This window comes from Rathayibacter sp. SW19, assembly GCF_030866825.1.
In the GTDB taxonomy this organism is placed as follows: domain Bacteria; phylum Actinomycetota; class Actinomycetes; order Actinomycetales; family Microbacteriaceae; genus Rathayibacter_A; species Rathayibacter_A soli.
This window is the reverse complement of record NZ_CP133020.1, coordinates 538,627-554,240: the sequence shown is the minus strand read 5'-3', so window position 1 is coordinate 554,240 and position 15,614 is coordinate 538,627. Positions and strand designations below refer to the sequence as shown.

Sequence of the window (15,614 nt, the reverse complement as noted above, 5' to 3'; positions counted from 1 at the left end):
GCGCAGCACAGTCACGGGGTAGCGTGCGCGCATGGCTATTGCAGGATTCCCAGGAATTGTCATCGACTGCCCCGACCCGGCTTCGCTCGCGACCTTCTACGGTGCGCTGCTCGGTTGGAATGTCAAGCCGGATGACGGGTGGGCTGAGATCCGCCCGGACGACGACAGCGACTGCATCTCGTTTCAGCAGGTCGAGGACTACCGAGCCCCTGAGTGGCCCGCTCAGACCGTGCCGCAGCAGATGCACCTCGACCTGATGGTGCGCGACCTCGATGCAGGCGAGGCCGTCGCGGTCGAATTGGGCGCAACAAAGACTGAGGTTCAGCCGGGCACGACCTTCCGGGTTTTCCTCGACCCCGCCGGGCATCCGTTCTGCCTCTGCGCCGGGTGAGTCGCCGACCGTCGGCTTTCATTGACGGCAAGCTCGCCGGCGCCGTCGATATGAACCAGACCATCGACATAACGATCGAATCCGGACATCACACCCTGCAAGTCCGTAGCGGCAGAGACTCGAGCAGGATCAAAACGTTTGACGCTGCCGAGGGCGAAACCATCGCCCACCGCTGCAGCGGAAAGAGCATCCTGCCGATCTTTCTGCTGTCGTTCTTCGTTCCGGGCCTGGCACTGTCGCTCATCCGCGAATAGTGAACGAGGCGGGCCACGGATGCGAAGCCGGCCGCGTGCTAGCCCATCGCGGGTGGTGGGAGTTCCCCGGTGTACATGCGGTACGTCGTCGTGGCGGCAGCGTTTGCGACTTCGGGAGCCGCGCCGTCGACGATGTGCTCCTTAGCCCATGCGTCGGCCGAGCCGCGTAGGAACGATTTGCCCTCGTCGGTCGCGAGCCACGCCTGGCCCTCCTCGGGCGAGATGCCCGCTTCGCCACCGCTGAAGTACAAGGCGAGGCCCAGCAGTCCGGAATCCCAGCCCATGCCTGTGGCCGACGGGCCGAACTGCTCCCAGAAGCCTTCGGGGATCGAGTCGACCGCGGCAACGTTCTCGAGCTCGAAGCGCGTAGATGTTTCATCCAGCGCCGTGAGCCGCACGTGCACGATCGCAGGCTCACCCGCCCCATTGCCCCACGTCACGGTGTAGCCTGCGGAGCCCGCGCTTGGCTGATCGCAGCGGCGGATCTCACCGCCCGCGTTGCCTTCGAACTGGAAGTGACCGCCGACTCGTAGGTCGCCACTAATTGGCAGGAACCACCGGGGTATGCGCTCCACAGTTGTCACGGCATCCCACACGTCCTCGATCGGCGACGGGTAGGTCTGAGCGAGAGTCTGCACGAATGAGCGCACCCCATCCACGTCCTTCGTCTCAATACGGCGCGCAACAGCCTTGAGTTGGGTGTTCACATCCATCAGTCGTCTCCTTCGTGTTCTCTGTCTTGGCGTGCTTCTTCGGTCTCGTGGCGGGTTCCGTTGCGGGTGGTTGCCGTCGCACCGGGCTTGCGCTGCGCGAACCTTCCACGGGCAAGCTCGGTGCCCAGTGCGTCCAGCTTCGGTTCCCAGAACCGGCGGAACGCGTCGAACCACGCGTCGGCCTGGGCCAGAGGAACCGGATCAATGGAATAGAGCCGACGCGCGCCCTCTGGTCGCACGGTCGTGAACCCGGCGTCACGGAGCACGCGCAGGTGTTGCGACACCGCGGGCTGCGAAATGCCGAATTCTGGCTGGATGACCAGGCCGAGCTCGCCAGCGGATTCCTCGCCATCCACGAGCAGCTCGAGGATGCGCCGGCGGACTGGATCACCAAGGACATCGAGCGCGTGCACGCGTTTATATTTGCATTTACGCTTATATAAGTCAAGCCTTACGGACTCGACTTACTATCCGCGGCTGGCCGAGTCGCGCGCTCGAGCAGTTCGAGTAGGTGGCTGTATTCGTGGCCGGTCGCGCGCGTCATGCCGAGTTCGCAGGTGCGGTTGACGGATGCGTATGCCGCGAACTCACGCGAGTTGACCTCGCGCGCCTCCGCGTCTGTGGCGGATGCTGTCAGCTCGGGATGCAGCAGGCCGCGGTCGCCTGCGAACCCGCAGCAGCCCCAATCAATCGGTGAGACGGCGTCTGGTGAGATCGCCTGTGCGATCGCGGTCAGTTTGTCGTTGATCCCGAGCTGGGTCGACGAGCAGGTCTGGTGCACTGCGATCGACGGCAGTGGGGCCGTTACCGTCAGCTCGCTCAGAATGTGGTCGTGTACAAATTCAACGGCGTCGACGACGTGGAGGCCCACGTAGTCGTCGCTGTGCTCTGCGCCGCGCTCCGAGCGTCTTCGTGCGAGCGAAAGCATGGTCTCGAGACCCTCTGTGCAGCTCGCCGCGTCACACACGACCGGCAGTCGGCCATTGTCGCTTGCGGCCCACAGTGCGGGGAGCACCGCGTTCGCCATGGCCGCATAGCCGTCGGTGTACCCCTTTGACTTCCACGGGGTGCCGCAGCAGAACGACGCGATGCCCTCCGGCACCGTTACGGAGACACCCGCCCGATCGCATAGTGCGAGGAACGCGCTAGTCACCCCGTTGCCGCCGCAGGCAGCGCCGAACATCGTGCCGATGCAGGCAGGAAAAAAGACGGCAACCGGATCAGATGCCTCATGCGGAATGCGCCGTCGCCCGCCACGAGGGAGCTCGGCTCCGTACAACGGCACAGTGTCAGCGCCGAGCGCGGCCCGACCCAGTTTGGTCGCGGCGGTCACGAGCGGAGCAGGGGCGACATCCGCAACTGTGAGTGCGAAGCCACCCAACCGTGTGACGCCGTCCCAATGCGTGGACGCGGTCTTCCAGAGTGCTTGCTCGAGTTTTCGGGCGTTCTCCGCACGCAACCGTCGCACCAGATCGCCGGTGTTGATGTTCACCGGGCAGGCGACCTGGCACATGCCGTCAACGGCGCACGTGTCAATACCGTCGTACTCATAGTCCTTCTGCAGCTCGGCCAGCAACGCCGTGTCCCCAGCGACCTCCGCGGTCTGCATCTCACGTCGAACGACGATGCGTTGACGGGGCGTCATCGTTATATCCTTCGATGGGCATACTGGCTCGCAGTACCCGCATTCCACACAACGATCGACCTCCCGCTCAACGGTGGGCGCGGTCTTCATGTTGTCGAGGTAGGAGTTGGCGTCGTCCGAGAGCACCACGCCGGGGTTCAGCCAACCGGCCGGATCGCACAGCGCCTTGACCTGTTTCATCATGGCGTACAGGTCGTCACCGTATTGACGTCGCACGAACGGCGCCATGATGCGCCCGGTGCCGTGCTCAGCCTTGAGCGATCCACCCTTGGCGAGGATCAGTGCGACCATCTCTTCGGTGAACCGCTGATACCGTTCGCGGCTGGCCGGCAACTCGAACCGTTCGTTGAGCATGAAATGGATGTTGCCGTCTTTCGCGTGCCCGAAGATCACGCTCTGTTCGTAGCCATACTTGTCGAACAACTCGATCAGCGCCTCGCAGGTGGCGCCGAGCACCGGCACGGGAACGACGACGTCCTCCAGCAGAGCGGTCGTTCCGCTCGGCCGCGACCCCGCCACAGCCGTGTACAGCCCTTTGCGGGTGTGCCAGAGTTCTTGGCGCACAACCGGATCGCTGGTCAGCGTGACCGGGGAGATCAGCGGCAACCCCGACAGCAGCGGCGCGCTCGCCTCGATCGCCTCCAGCAGGTCACCCTCCGTTGCCGCCTGCAGTTCGACCAGCAGCGCCGCGTGGTTCTGCACCGTCAGTGCCGCCAGTTCTGTCGTCGGGTCGTCCATCGTCTGGGCGACGCGCAACGAGGTGGCGTCCAGCAGCTCGACGGTGGCGAAGCCGGCAGCGACCAGAGCCGGCAGGGCCGCAGTTGCCGCGCCGAGATCGGGGAAGATCGCCAACCCGGTCGCCGCCATCGGCAGGATCGCGACCGTGCTGAACACCGCGGATGCCACGAATCCGAGCGTGCCCTCGCTTCCGATCATCAGATGCGCCAGAACGTCGACCGGTCGATCGAAGTCGAGGAACGCGTTGATTCCATAGCCCATCGTGTTCTTCATGGCGAACAGTCGCCGGATCGTGTCGACCGATTGCTCGTTCGCACGCACCCGCTTGACCAATTTCGCCAGGCCAGCATAGAGGCTTGGCTCAAGCGTGCGTAACAGCCGGTCGGCGCTCTCGTCCGCCGTGTCGATCACGGTTCCGCTGGGCAGAACGATGACCATCGACTCCAGCGTGCGGTACGTGTTGAACTCGGTGCCGCAGGCCATGCCGCTCGAGTTGTTGGCGATCACTCCGCCGACCGTGCACGCGATCTCGCTGGCCGGATCCGGGCCGAGTTTGCGGCCATGCCGCAGCAGGCGGGCATTCACTTGACGGATGGTCGCCCCGGGTTGAACGCGCACGCGGGCACCGGCATCCAGCACCTCGATTTGCCGGAAGTACCGGCGCGTGTCAAGGAGGATGCCGTCGGTGAGGCCCTGGCCGCTGAGACTTGTGCCGCCCGAGCGAAAAGTGATCGGAATGTGCCGGGGCCGATTCGCAGCGAACACCTCAGCGACCTCGTCGCTCGTTTTCGGTGTGACCACGGCACCGGGCACCAGCAGGTAGTGGGACGCATCATGCGCGTACGCGAGGCGATCGATCGCACGTTCCGTGACGCGCAAATGCGGTGCCAACCTGCGAGCGAGCGCCGCGGTATCCGCACCGACCGGATAAGAATCGGCCCTATGGGCACCGACCTGTCGGTTGTCGGCCGCACTGGTGTCGGCGGAATGCGTGCCGCCTGGATGCGTGTCACCCGCCCGCGCTCCAACCGGCTGCGCGCTCGAGTGTGCGGTTCCCATGGGATGACCTCCAGTATCAGCTGAGTCGGATGAGACGAGCATGCCCGATCAGGGCAGCCTGACGCCCCACTGTGGCGCGGCAGTGCTTCCCGCCCACAGGTTCTCGGGCAGGCCGCTGACGCCGGGGTGCGCAATGAAGAGCGCTCCGGACAACGGATGCTGCTTCAGTAGCCCATCCGTCAGCCCGGATTTCGCCGTGCTGATGACAAGCGTGCTGCGGTCCGGCCCGGCGAAAGCAGGGCAGGAAACGTGAGGGGCGTCAACGGTGACCACGGCGAGCACGGTGCCCGCGGTGTCGTAGCGGCGAACCTGACCACCACCCCAGATAGCGACCCAGAGTGCTCCGCCGGCGTCGACGACCATGCCGTCCGGCGAGCCGTCTGTGACGGTGAACAGCACGTGCCAGTCGCTGGCGGCACCGCTGCTCGCATCGTAGTCGGCGGCCCAGATGTGACCGGGTGAGGTGTCCACGTGATAGATCGTGCGGCCGTCCGGCGACCAGGCAATGCCGTTCGAGAGGGCGATATCTTCGCGCAGCACCACGACCGCTCCTGAGGGGTCAGCACGCAGGAGCAGCTCGCGATCCGGTCGCGCTTCGCTCAGGCGCGAGCCAGTCTCTTGCGCGCCGACCGTTTGCGCGCTTTGTGTTTGGGTGCCGTTCGCTCGCGTTCCGAGGGCGAGCGATCCGACCAGGTAGCGGCCGGCCGGGTCGCACGCTCCGTCGTTCATCCTGCTATCGGCGTCCTCGGCCAGTAGAGGGGGTCCGTGGTGAATGCGGCCCGCCAGGTCGATCGTGGCGAGTCCGCGCTGTGCTGCGACGATCAGGCCGCCGTCCGCGGCGAGCCCGACGGCGCCGACGGTCTCTCCGAAGACGGTGCGGCCGAGCTCCTCGATCTGCCCATCACGACGGTGGGCCACGATCCGCCCGTGAATGACGGCGCCGGCAGGGATATCGACCCACCACAATGTCGCCGACCGTGCATCCCAGATCGGGCCCTCCGCAAGTTCATACTCCGCTGCCGTTGCCGGCGCCGACTCGAACGTAACCACTGCGCCCTCCCTCCTCATGTCCCATACTCGCGCCTGTTCGTATCCCTGTGCTTGCGAGCTTAGGGGTCGGATGATCGCGGCTGCATCAACTGGCGATTCCTGCCAGCGGAACAGCAATTCGCTGGGCGGAGTCTATGATAACCTCAACCTGCGTGAGTGCAACGGGAGGGCCCATGAAGGCGTTGGTTTTCACCGAGGCAGGCGTCGTGAAACTCCTCGAGCGTCAGGAGCCCGTCGTCGGTGCCGACGAGACGTTGGTGGCCGTACGCTCCAGTGCGATTTGCGGTAGTGAACTCCACGGATTTCAGTCAGTCGGGTTTCGCACACCGCCTCTGATCATGGGGCATGAGTTCGCAGGCACGACTCCGGATGGGCGCCGCGTCGTCATCAATCCGCTGCTTTCGTGCGGGCACTGCGAGCGTTGTCTGAGCGGGCAGCCAGAGTTGTGTTCTGCGCGTGCTCTCGTCGGCGTGAACCGTGACGGCGGCTTCGCAGAACGAGTTACCGTTCCGACGTCGTCGCTGCGTGACCTGCCAGATACGGTGCGCTGGAGCGAGGCCGCACTGATTGAACCCGTCGCAAATGCCGTGCACGCGGTCGCCCACGTCGGTGCTGACGCGCGTCGTGTCGGCGTGATCGGAGCGGGAACGATCGGGCTCGTCTGTGCACTCGTCGCCCGTGCAGGTGGCGCGGAAGTTGAGATCGCCGACGTCGCAGAACATCGTCGCTCGGTGGCTGCCGGTCTGGGTTTCGGCGCGACGGCCGAACTCGAAGGCCGGTTTGACGGTGTCATCGATGCGGTCGGACTGCCCCTCTCACGTCAGGCGGCAGTTGATCGTTGCCGATCGGGAGGAACGGCTGTGTGGATCGGGCTCGCCGCCGACGCAGTCGAACTGTCCGGGAACGCACTCGTGCGGTCCGAGAAGAAGATCGTCGGGTCGTTCGCATACTCGCGCGAAGAGTTCGACCATGCGATCGAGTTGGCCGCGAGCCTGGATCTCTCGTGGGGTACAGCGGTTCCACTCTCCTCATCTGAGGACGTGTTCTACGCGCTGGCCAGTGGTGACACGAGCATGGTCAAGGCGGTCATCGTCCCAGACGCAGAGGTCGCGGAATGAGAGGGCTTGAGGGCCGCGGCGTGCTCGTCAGCGGCGGAACGCGTGGCATCGGTCTGGCGACCGCGCAGCGTTTTCTCGAGGAGGGCTGTCGCGTCTTCATCACCGGTCTCGAACCGGCCGATCTGGATGTCGCGCTTGCAGCGCTCAAGACCGCTCACGGATGCGTGTGCGACGTCTCTGATCCCGAGCAGGTGGCTTCTGCAGTCGCCGAAGCCGAACGGGCGACCGGCGGGATCAGCATCCTCGCCAACAATGCGGGCATCGCCCAGCGCACCGCATTTCTCGACATCGACCGTGCGGACTGGGAGCGGATCATCACCGTCAATCTGAACGGCATGTTCCTGATGGCGCAGTCGGTCGCCCGCCTGTTGCGCGACGCCGGCCGCCCCGGCTCGATTGTGAACATGGCCTCGACCAACGGGCTTGGCGGCGAGGCTGACTATGCGCATTACAACGCGTCGAAGGGCGGTGTCATCCAACTGACCAAGAGCATGGCGGTCGAGCTCGGCGGGCTTGGCATCCGCGTCAATGCGCTGTGCCCCGGTTACATCCAGACACCCCTGAACGCGGACATCGCGGCCGGGCTGAACACGGACTTCGTCGAACGGTACGCGGCGGAGCGCATCCCGCTGCGCCGAGTCGGGACGCCTGAAGAGGTTGCGGCCGCGTACGCGTTTCTAGCCTCGGATGAGGCATCATTCATTCACGGCGCCGCCCTTGTGATCGACGGTGGTCAGCTCGCCGTCATGTGAGCCGGCGCAACCTCGGCAACCGCGAAAGCCAAAAGCCCACTGGCCTACGGGAGTCCGAGTATCCGTGCCGCGTTTTCGGCATAGAGCCCTGGCAACGCCGACACAGGGAGGTCGAGCGCGCTGACGTCCCAGCGGCCCATCGACGGAACGCTGACCACTGGGGGGTTCGCCGGGCCGTCAGCGTGCTCGACGACCGCGCCGGCAGCCGGATTGCCCGCCTCGTATGGGAACGACTCGTCGGCTGTCTCGAGAAAGCGGAACCAGACGGCGTAGTCCTCCGACGAAACCGGAAAGGCGTCTGTGCCGAACAGCACCCGATCCGGATGCCGCAGAATCAGCGCCCGGGTCGCCCGCGGCTGCCTGCCCAGCTCCGGCATCCGCCCGCCGAGATCGACATGGTAATTGGGGTAGCTGTCGAGCATCCGCGAGACGCGCGACAGGTCTTCTGCTGCATTTCCGACGTGCGCGCCGATGAATGTAGTGCCCGGATGCCCAGCGACCACGGCCTCGAACGCGTCGATGAGCCGGTCGAAACCGGGCAGACCGGGCGCACCGAACCACCAGTCCGGTGACTGGAGCAGGTTCTCCAGCCGCTCGTTGCGGGCATCCATCGGGTCGAAGAACGCGATCGGGTCGGCCGTATGCATGGTGACAGGCAGGCCGAGTTCGCCTGCTGCCTCGAACAGCGGTTGCACGAGTGCGGAGTCTGGCAGCACCAGGTCACCGTGTTCGTCACGCTCGGTGAGCCCGAGATTCTTCCATACCTTCAGACCCTTCGCGCCGCGCGCCGCACTCTGGCGCAGCTGGGTCACGAGCGCCGTTCCCACCTGTGTGGCTGGCAATCCGAGCAGCCGAAAATCCGCTTGCGCAAATGTGGAGAACAGGTCGGGATAGCGGTCGTCATAGCGCCTCAGATTGGCGTCGAGCTCTTCGCCCCACCGGCCGTCGAGGTTGACGATGTGTCGCACGTTGCGCTGCCGCATCAGTTCGATGAGCGCGTCGACATCCGGTGCGAGCCAACTCCCGTCGTCCGACAGCCACGTGCCGAGGTGATTGTGGGCGTCGATGCACGGCACCGCCGAGCGTTCCACCCGAGTCTGCGTTGCGCGCAACCGGCTGTACGGCAGGTAGTCGCGCAGCCGCAGGTCGGCAAGCCGTGCGAGTTCCACACGGCGCGCGGCATCGGGCTCTGGCATGCGGTTCAGGTCTGCGATCACGCCGAGGCTCCGTTACGGTTGCGGGCTGAGGCTCTGCCGCGCCCATGCGGGTAGGAGGTCGCCGTGTGCGGTGACCATCGCGTCGCACAGTTCCCAGATCTGGTCGACGGTGAGGGTGGCCGCGGCGTTGGGGTCGAGCATGGCGGCGTGTCGGATCGCGCGCGGGTCTTCGGTGAGTGCCGCGTGGATGGTGAGGTCGACAACGTTCAGATAGCCGCGATTCAGTGCTGCGCACTGCGGCGGCAACTCACCCATATACCAGGGATGCACTCCGCGTTCGTCGACGGAAGCGGTCACCTCCACCGGTGCGCCGGCCGGGAGATTCGTGATCAGCCCGGTGTTGGCGGTGTTGACCTGAATGTGCCGTTGCGTGCCGGTCACGACACTGTGGATGACCTGCGGCGCGTACTCCGTGGCCTCCGTGTCAATGGGAATCTCACCGCCGGCGGCCAGGGTCTTCTTCGTCGCCTCGAATGTCGCGACGTTCTCCTCACTGATTCCGATGTAGGCGTCCACCGGGATGCGTAAACGCTGGATCTCTGCCGTGTTCTTCAAGTACCAGGCGACGTACTCGCTGGAGTGCTCGCTGGTCTCGGTGGGGTAGTAGCCCAGCCGGCGGTACATGTCCACCCGCACCCGGCGGCGCAATTCGGGGTCGGCGCGGATCTTCGCATCCAGCAACGGATACAGGTCTTGGCCGCCCCGCTGCATCGACAGCACCCACGCCTGATGATTCACGCCCGCCGAACGCCAGGAGACCTCCTCATGCGGAACACCCATGACCTCGCTGAGGCCGACAATGGTCCAGAACACGGAGTGGCACAGGCCGAACGCTTTCACATCAGGGGCGATGCGGGACAAATAGCCAACGTTCATCGCCATCGGGTTCGTATAGTTCAGCAACAGTGCATCCGGTGCGAACTGACGAATGTCTTCGGCCAGCCCGCGCAGCAACGGGAACGTGCGCAGCCCACGGAAAATCGACCCGATGCCAAGGGTGTCCGCGATGGTCTGTCGCAGGCCGAAACGGGCCGGGACCTGAAAATCGGTCTTCGTCGCGGCCAACCCACCCACCTGCACCATGTTCACCACGAACCGGGCACCCGTAATCGCTTCGCGCCGATCCAGGTGCGTGCTGATTATCGGATGCGCCCCCAACTGCCGTGCGACAGACTCGGCAACACCGCGTGCCGTGTCCAACCGCGTCTGATCGATGTCATGCAACCGGAACTCCGAACCAGCAAGCTCGGGAAAACTCAGAATATCCGCCACCAAATCGCGGGTGAACTCGACGCTACCCGCGCCGATGAAACAAATCGTGGTCATGATCACTCCGTTGTGTTGTTGTGTTCCGTGCTGTTGTGTTCCGTGTTGTTGTGTCCTGGGTTGTTGTGTCCTGGGTTGTTGTGTCCTGGGTTGTTGTGTCCTGGGTTGTGGCGCTGCGTGCTGGTCGAGGTGAATTCGAAATCGGCGATCAGGCCCACGAGGTTGGTTCCGAGCCGGTCCACTCCGAGCGCGCGCATCCGGTCCTTGAGTCCGGTCACGCTGAGCGCAAGCGGCGGAACGAGCCCACCGAACACAAGAGGAACGGTTGCGGCAACGCAGAACAGGCTGTCCTCGTTCTCTTCGTTGTCGATCGCGTAGCCGCGCTTTCTCGTCTTTTCAAGATCGGCGGCGAGCGCCTTTTCCGTCGTGATGGTTGTGGCCGTGTGCGCGGTCAGCGGCCCGTATCGATCGACCCAGGCAGCCACTGCGGTGGCATCGATGAGCTGATCTGCGAGCAGGGCCTTGCCGACACCAGTGCAATAGGCGGGGTTTCGCCCGCCGATCACTGAGGTCAGGCGCACGCCGATGCTCGACTCCAGCTTGTCGAGATAGACGACATCGCCGCCGTTCAACCTGGCAAGGTGCACGGTCTGGCCGGACTGCCCCTGAATCTCGAGCATGAGCGGGCGCAGCAGCTGTCGCAGATCCAGATTGGCATGAAATTGAAACGCGGCCTCGAGCGCTGCCGGCCCTAACAGATAGGGGCCGCCTGCGTTGAGCTGGCTCGCGAACCCTCGATCGCGCATCGAGGATAGCGTTCTGTGCAGTGACGGCTTCGGGATGCCTGTCGCCCGCGAGATCTCTTGCAGAGACGCGCCACCCGCTCGCGTCCCGAGAAAGGTGATCACCTGAAGGGCGCGGTCTACGGCTTGATGAGAAGGCGCGTGTCCGCTGCTGTTCATACTCATGCGTCCTCCTTACACCCGTCTGCGTCGCATTCCGCTGTAAGAAACGCTGATTCTGGGAGCGGATTTCCATGCTACACTCCCACACAATGTTGGACAACGCCGGTGCGCGACACGCGTCGGACGGTATCGGTCGAGGATGATCGCCAGGCATGGCTCGTCACCCAACCGGTGGTGACGGAGGGACTCATGACACGCAGAACACAGGTCAGCAGTACCCTTCCTCGCCCCGCAGGCCCGTATTCACACTCCGCGTCCGTCGGCGGGATCGTCTATTCGGCCGGGCAGGGCGGAGCGGATGCCGCCGGCACGCTTTCCACGGATGCCGGCACGCAATTCACTCAGTGTTTCGAGAACGTTCTGGCCGCGCTCGCGGCAGGGGGCGCATCCGAGACCGACATCGTCAAGGTAACCGTTTACCTGACCGACCTCGATAACTTCACTGCCATGAACACCGCATACGCGGCCGCGTTCTCAGACCCGTACCCGGCCCGCACAACCGTGTACGTCACCCTGCCGGTTGGAATGCTCATCGAAGTCGATGCGACCGCAATCACACAGGAGCCACAGCAATGAAAAGCACAGCAGGCATGAAACGCACAGCCAGGAACCACGCCTCCCCCAAAGCCCGCCCGTCCGCCAAAACGTTGGCGGTGACCGCCGTGGTGGGTGCCGTCTCGCTCGTTCTCGGCGGTTGTTCCGCCGGTGGCGGCGGCAGCGACACGCTCGACGCCAAGGCTCCCGTCACCCTCACCTGGTGGACCGGGCAGGCGGATCAGCCGCAGAAGATCCTGGTCGAGCTGGCTAAGGAATTCGAAAAAGACCATCCAAATGTCACCATCAAGGTCTCGTCGGGGGCGCCGACAACCGACGACCTCCTGCAGAAGGTTTCGGCCGGCTTCGTCAGCGGCGACTACCCGGATGTCTCCTACGCCTACGGCAGCTGGGCTGGGGAGCTCGCCTCGAGCGGCCGGATGCTCGACATCACGAAGAAAGTCGCAGCGGCCGACGTGAAATGGGACCAATTCCCGGTCTCCGGCCGTGAAACAGCTACTCCGAACGGCAAGGTGATCGGCTTTCCTGCCGTAGTTGACAATCTCACGCTCCTGTACAACAAGAAGCTGTTCGATGCGGCCGGCGTTGCCCACCCCACGAATGATTGGACGTGGGATCAGTTCCGCGATGCGGCGAAGAAGTTGACGGACCCGTCGACGCAGACGTTCGGCACGGCGTATCCGGTGGACGGTTCGGAGGACACGACGTGGCGGTTCTGTCCTCGGTTGTGGCAGCACGGCGGGCAGATCCTTGACTCTTCGAACAAGAAGGCGGCGTTCGACTCTCAGGCCGGTGTCGACGCGCTGGACTTCATGCGGACGATGGCCGTGACAGACAAGAGTGTGTACCTCGATCAGACCGACCAGAAATTCGAGCCGCTGTTCGTTTCCGGGCAGATCGGCATGATCATTGACGGCCCGTGGCTGCTCTACGACCTGTCTCAGAGCAAGACCGACTACGGTGTGGCGTTCCTGCCGGGCGTTGACGGCAACCATACAACGGTCTCCGGCCCGGATATTTGGGCTCTGTTCGACCACCAGGACGCCAACCGCTCCTACTGGTCGTATGAGCTGATCAAGTGGCTGACGGATCCGAAACAGGATGCCCGCTACAGTCTCGCACTCGGCAATCTGCCGATGCGCCCAGATGCAGAAAAAAGCCTGCCCGAATACCAAAGTTCCTCGACGAGTTCCCCGGCGTCGACGTGATGATAGCCAACTTCGCCAATGTGACGGAAACTCGACCAACCATCCAGGGCTACCCAGGACTGTCCTCAGCAATCGGCAAGGCGATCGCGGGGGTTCTGCAGGGTCAGGGAACGAGCAAGGAAGCGTTGAAGACAGCTGCCGAAACCGCGAACAAAGCGCTCGCGAAGGGCTGAGCGCATGGCGACGCAGTTCGCGCTCGGCGGCCGGACCGGCCCGGCCGCACGGCCAGGCTTGCAAAAGCCTGCACGGCGGAGGCGTGGGCTGCGGCAGACCTTGGAGGGTTGGGGGTTCGTCGCTCCTGCCACGGTGATCATTCTGGGGTTGTCGATCTTCCCGGCTGGTTGGGCGTTCGTACTGTCTCTGCAGAATTGGAACGGGTTTGCGCAGCCGACATTCGTCGGCGGCGACAATTACACGCAGATGCTCAGCGATGCCGACCTGTGGGATGCCGTGGGCCACACACTGCTGTACACAGCGTTGTTCGTGCCGGCCTCGATACTGCTCGGGTTGTTCCTCGCGGTCGCGCTGAATCGCAAAATCCGGTTCATCGGCATTTATCGAACGGCGATCTTCGTGCCGTTCGTCGTGTCGGCCGCGACAACGGGCGTGCTGACGAACTATTTGTTCGATCCGCAGTTCGGCATCGTCAACAACATTCTGCGAGTGGTCGGCATCCCACCACAGGGCTGGTTGACGAACCCGAGCCAGGCGATGCTGGTGATCGCGATCATGTCGCTGTGGGGCTCCGCCGCGTTCACGACAGTGATCTATCTGGCGGCATTGCAGGATGTTCCGAGCGATCTGATCGAGGCGGCAACCGTGGACGGTGCCAGCCGTTGGCAGATCTTCTGGCGGGTGATCTGGCCCGAACTGACCCCGGTAACGGTGTTTGCCGGGATTTGGCAGGTCATCCAGGCGATCCAGCTGTTCGACCTGGTCTACACGACCACACGGGGCGGCCCGTTGGATGCGACGAAAACGGTCGTGTACTACCTGTGGGACATGGCGTTCCACCAGCTGCAATTCGGTTACGGCTCAGCCGTGGCCTACGGACTGTTCGGAGTCACACTGCTGATCACGATCGGAATCGTCGTGTACTCCCGTCGAAGCAAAATCGAGGCGTTCTGATGGCATTCATTCGCACGGGAACCATCACGGAGCCCAGCCTGCCCACGCGACAGCCACACCGGCGTGCCGGGCGCAGGTTCAGCCTGTGGCACCTGTTTCTGTTCCCGGTCGCGGTGATCTTCGCGATTCCGCTCGTGCAGATGTTCCTGGCAGCCCTGTCGCCGCGGGCGGAGTTGTTGAAGTTTCCGCCACCGTTCATCCCCTCTCACCTGACGCTGAGCGGGTTCGAGCGACTGTTCGCGCAATCGGATATTCTGCTCTGGCTTGGCAACACCCTTATCGTCTCCAGCGTGGCCATCGTCTCGAACATGGTGCTGTGTTCACTGGCCGGCTATGGCTTCGCACGATTGAAGTTCCACGGCCGCAACTTCGGCTTTCTCGGCATCGTGGCAACGATCATGATCCCCACCCAGGTGCTGATGATTCCCACCTATCTGTTGTTTTCACGGTTGGGTTTGGTGAACACGCTCGGTGCTGCGATCGTTCCCTGGTTGGCCACCGCGTTCGGGATATTCCTCATGCGTCAGTTTTTCCTGTCGCTCCCGGCAGAACTCGAGGAGGCGGCCCTGATCGACGGCTGCACCCGGTTGCAAGTGTTCTTCAAGGTCGTACTACCGTTGGCGAAACCCGCGCTAGCGACCCTCGCGATCTTCACCCTGCTCGGCGCCTGGAACGACCTGGTCTGGCCGTTGATCGCCATCAACAACACGGATGCCTTCACCCTGCAGCTGGGCATCGCGAACTTCCAAGGCGCCCGCCGCACCGACTGGTCACTACTGATGGCCGGAAACGTCATCGCAACCCTCCCCTTGATCATCTTCTTCACCATCGCGCAAAAACAATTCGTCGCAACCATGTCCTTCTCCGGCCTCAAAGGGTAGCTGGGTTTTGGGTGGGGAAGACCTGCGTGATCGCGCGGAAAGATGTCGTCAACCCGGCATGGGAATGGCACGTTCTTGCTCGTCATCGGTTTTGGCCCGCAATGACCACAACTTTTGTGTGGCTCCGGCTCAGACCTTGACCAGGAGAGCGATGAAGCCCGCGATCTAACGGTGCTTCTACAGTGTGCGCCCGAAGGGATTCGAACCCCCAACCTTCTGAATGAATTTTAGGGTGTTGCTAAGACCACTTCATTGCACACTTTGTCCTGAAAATCCCTGCACAGGAGCACTTTCTGTTACTGACGGAGCGATCGTATCTCGGATAAGTGTGGAGTGCTACGGGCAATTTTGGACAGGTTTATGACCCATAAATGGACCCTAACCTGCGCCTCTGGCGGCAGCGCTATTTGTGACTGAAGCCACGCGCCGCGGACCAAGACTCCACATTGGTAGAAATACGGGATCCACCACCGCTGTATCGCCCAGCGCTGTCAAGAACTGCGCGAAACGCCAGTACCAATCGCCGATGGTCACCTCGCTGACTACGTCGACGGTGCTCACGTCAGCGGCACGCAATCGGTCGATGTCAATCTGCGCACGGTCGATCACAATCGCCTGAGCATATTTGCGGTCTCTTGCCCGGCGTCGCTCGGCCGCCGATGCCCATACTCAGA

16 protein-coding genes are annotated in these 15,614 nt (G+C 63.6%); 9 read left to right on the top strand and 7 right to left on the bottom strand.

Features of this window, described 5'->3' with window-relative positions; genetic code table 11:
- Positions 1-31 precede the first annotated feature (31 nt).
- Together QU604_RS02635 and QU604_RS02630 are read left to right on the top strand one after the other, a co-directional pair.
- The gene (locus QU604_RS02635; RefSeq protein WP_308467250.1) at positions 32-391 is read left to right on the top strand and encodes a VOC family protein; all 360 of its coding nucleotides are present in this window, start codon (positions 32-34) and stop codon (positions 389-391) included.
- Positions 388-645 carry a hypothetical protein gene (locus QU604_RS02630; RefSeq protein ID WP_308467249.1) on the top strand — a complete coding sequence of 86 codons (258 nt, stop codon included), beginning with the start codon at positions 388-390 and terminating at the stop codon, positions 643-645. The genes QU604_RS02635 and QU604_RS02630 overlap by 4 nt, the downstream gene beginning before the upstream one ends.
- A 38-nt stretch (positions 646-683) precedes the next feature.
- Here QU604_RS02630 and QU604_RS02625 read toward each other — a convergent pair whose 3' ends face one another.
- The 4 genes from QU604_RS02625 to QU604_RS02610 are packed head-to-tail and all read right to left on the bottom strand — an operon-like array spanning position 684 to position 5,850.
- Entirely contained in the window at positions 684-1,358 is a 675-nt protein-coding gene (locus QU604_RS02625) for an SRPBCC domain-containing protein (RefSeq protein ID WP_308467248.1), read from the bottom strand.
- A complete protein-coding gene (locus tag QU604_RS02620; RefSeq protein WP_308467247.1) occupies positions 1,358-1,771 on the bottom strand; it encodes an ArsR/SmtB family transcription factor in 414 nt (137 codons plus the stop codon). The genes QU604_RS02625 and QU604_RS02620 overlap by 1 nt, the downstream gene beginning before the upstream one ends.
- A 38-nt stretch (positions 1,772-1,809) precedes the next feature.
- Positions 1,810-4,800, bottom strand: coding sequence for an FAD-binding and (Fe-S)-binding domain-containing protein (locus QU604_RS02615; RefSeq protein ID WP_308467246.1), 2,991 nt, complete (start codon positions 4,798-4,800; stop codon positions 1,810-1,812).
- A gap of 48 nt (positions 4,801-4,848) precedes the next feature.
- Positions 4,849-5,850, bottom strand: a complete 1,002-nt coding sequence (locus QU604_RS02610; protein WP_308467245.1) for an SMP-30/gluconolactonase/LRE family protein — start codon at positions 5,848-5,850, stop codon at positions 4,849-4,851.
- A gap of 173 nt (positions 5,851-6,023) precedes the next feature.
- Between QU604_RS02610 and QU604_RS02605 the strand changes: the two genes are divergently transcribed.
- Positions 6,024-6,968: an alcohol dehydrogenase catalytic domain-containing protein gene (locus QU604_RS02605; protein ID WP_308467244.1), complete on the top strand. Its 945-nt coding sequence runs from the start codon at positions 6,024-6,026 to the stop codon at positions 6,966-6,968.
- Positions 6,965-7,720 (top strand): SDR family NAD(P)-dependent oxidoreductase, encoded by a 756-nt coding sequence (locus tag QU604_RS02600; RefSeq protein ID WP_308467243.1) that lies wholly within the window; start codon positions 6,965-6,967, stop codon positions 7,718-7,720. The genes QU604_RS02605 and QU604_RS02600 overlap by 4 nt, the downstream gene beginning before the upstream one ends.
- 44 nt (positions 7,721-7,764) lie before the next feature.
- On the opposite strand, the gene QU604_RS02595 is transcribed toward QU604_RS02600, so the two are convergent.
- From QU604_RS02595 to QU604_RS02585, 3 genes are read right to left on the bottom strand one after another with little or no spacing between them, the layout of a single operon-like run.
- Entirely contained in the window at positions 7,765-8,937 is a 1,173-nt protein-coding gene (locus tag QU604_RS02595) for an amidohydrolase family protein (RefSeq protein WP_308467242.1), read from the bottom strand.
- A 12-nt stretch (positions 8,938-8,949) separates the two neighbouring features.
- Positions 8,950-10,263, bottom strand: a complete 1,314-nt coding sequence (gene melA, locus QU604_RS02590) for an alpha-glucosidase/alpha-galactosidase (RefSeq protein ID WP_308467241.1) — start codon at positions 10,261-10,263, stop codon at positions 8,950-8,952.
- A 2-nt stretch (positions 10,264-10,265) separates the two neighbouring features.
- Complete coding sequence (locus QU604_RS02585; protein WP_308467240.1) at positions 10,266-11,171, bottom strand: IclR family transcriptional regulator; 906 nt, start codon at positions 11,169-11,171, stop codon at positions 10,266-10,268.
- 186 nt (positions 11,172-11,357) lie between these two features.
- On the opposite strand from QU604_RS02585, the gene QU604_RS02580 reads away from it, so the two are divergent.
- From QU604_RS02580 to QU604_RS02560, 5 genes are read left to right on the top strand one after another with little or no spacing between them, the layout of a single operon-like run.
- Positions 11,358-11,744 (top strand): RidA family protein, encoded by a 387-nt coding sequence (locus QU604_RS02580; protein WP_308467239.1) that lies wholly within the window; start codon positions 11,358-11,360, stop codon positions 11,742-11,744.
- On the top strand, positions 11,741-12,931 hold the full coding sequence (locus QU604_RS02575; protein ID WP_308467238.1) for an ABC transporter substrate-binding protein: 1,191 nt from the start codon (positions 11,741-11,743) through the stop codon (positions 12,929-12,931). The genes QU604_RS02580 and QU604_RS02575 overlap by 4 nt, the downstream gene beginning before the upstream one ends.
- 20 nt (positions 12,932-12,951) lie before the next feature.
- On the top strand, positions 12,952-13,104 hold the full coding sequence (locus QU604_RS02570) for a hypothetical protein (protein WP_308467237.1): 153 nt from the start codon (positions 12,952-12,954) through the stop codon (positions 13,102-13,104).
- A gap of 4 nt (positions 13,105-13,108) precedes the next feature.
- Positions 13,109-14,059 (top strand): carbohydrate ABC transporter permease, encoded by a 951-nt coding sequence (locus QU604_RS02565; protein ID WP_308467236.1) that lies wholly within the window; start codon positions 13,109-13,111, stop codon positions 14,057-14,059.
- Positions 14,059-14,940: a carbohydrate ABC transporter permease gene (locus QU604_RS02560; RefSeq protein WP_308467235.1), complete on the top strand. Its 882-nt coding sequence runs from the start codon at positions 14,059-14,061 to the stop codon at positions 14,938-14,940. Before QU604_RS02565 ends, QU604_RS02560 begins: the two co-directional genes overlap by 1 nt.
- Positions 14,941-15,614: the final 674 nt, after the last annotated feature.

Coding starts and splice junctions, on each gene's coding strand:
- QU604_RS02605 (WP_308467244.1), top strand. CDS start 6,024: ATGAAGGCGTTGGTTTTCACCGAGGCAGGCGTCGTGAAACTCCTCGAG.
- QU604_RS02585 (WP_308467240.1), bottom strand. CDS start 11,171: ATGAGTATGAACAGCAGCGGACACGCGCCTTCTCATCAAGCCGTAGAC.
- QU604_RS02580 (WP_308467239.1), top strand. CDS start 11,358: ATGACACGCAGAACACAGGTCAGCAGTACCCTTCCTCGCCCCGCAGGC.
- melA (WP_308467241.1), bottom strand. CDS start 10,263: ATGACCACGATTTGTTTCATCGGCGCGGGTAGCGTCGAGTTCACCCGC.
- QU604_RS02635 (WP_308467250.1), top strand. CDS start 32: ATGGCTATTGCAGGATTCCCAGGAATTGTCATCGACTGCCCCGACCCG.
- QU604_RS02600 (WP_308467243.1), top strand. CDS start 6,965: ATGAGAGGGCTTGAGGGCCGCGGCGTGCTCGTCAGCGGCGGAACGCGT.
- QU604_RS02615 (WP_308467246.1), bottom strand. CDS start 4,800: ATGGGAACCGCACACTCGAGCGCGCAGCCGGTTGGAGCGCGGGCGGGT.
- QU604_RS02560 (WP_308467235.1), top strand. CDS start 14,059: ATGGCATTCATTCGCACGGGAACCATCACGGAGCCCAGCCTGCCCACG.
- QU604_RS02575 (WP_308467238.1), top strand. CDS start 11,741: ATGAAAAGCACAGCAGGCATGAAACGCACAGCCAGGAACCACGCCTCC.
- QU604_RS02565 (WP_308467236.1), top strand. CDS start 13,109: ATGGCGACGCAGTTCGCGCTCGGCGGCCGGACCGGCCCGGCCGCACGG.
- QU604_RS02625 (WP_308467248.1), bottom strand. CDS start 1,358: ATGGATGTGAACACCCAACTCAAGGCTGTTGCGCGCCGTATTGAGACG.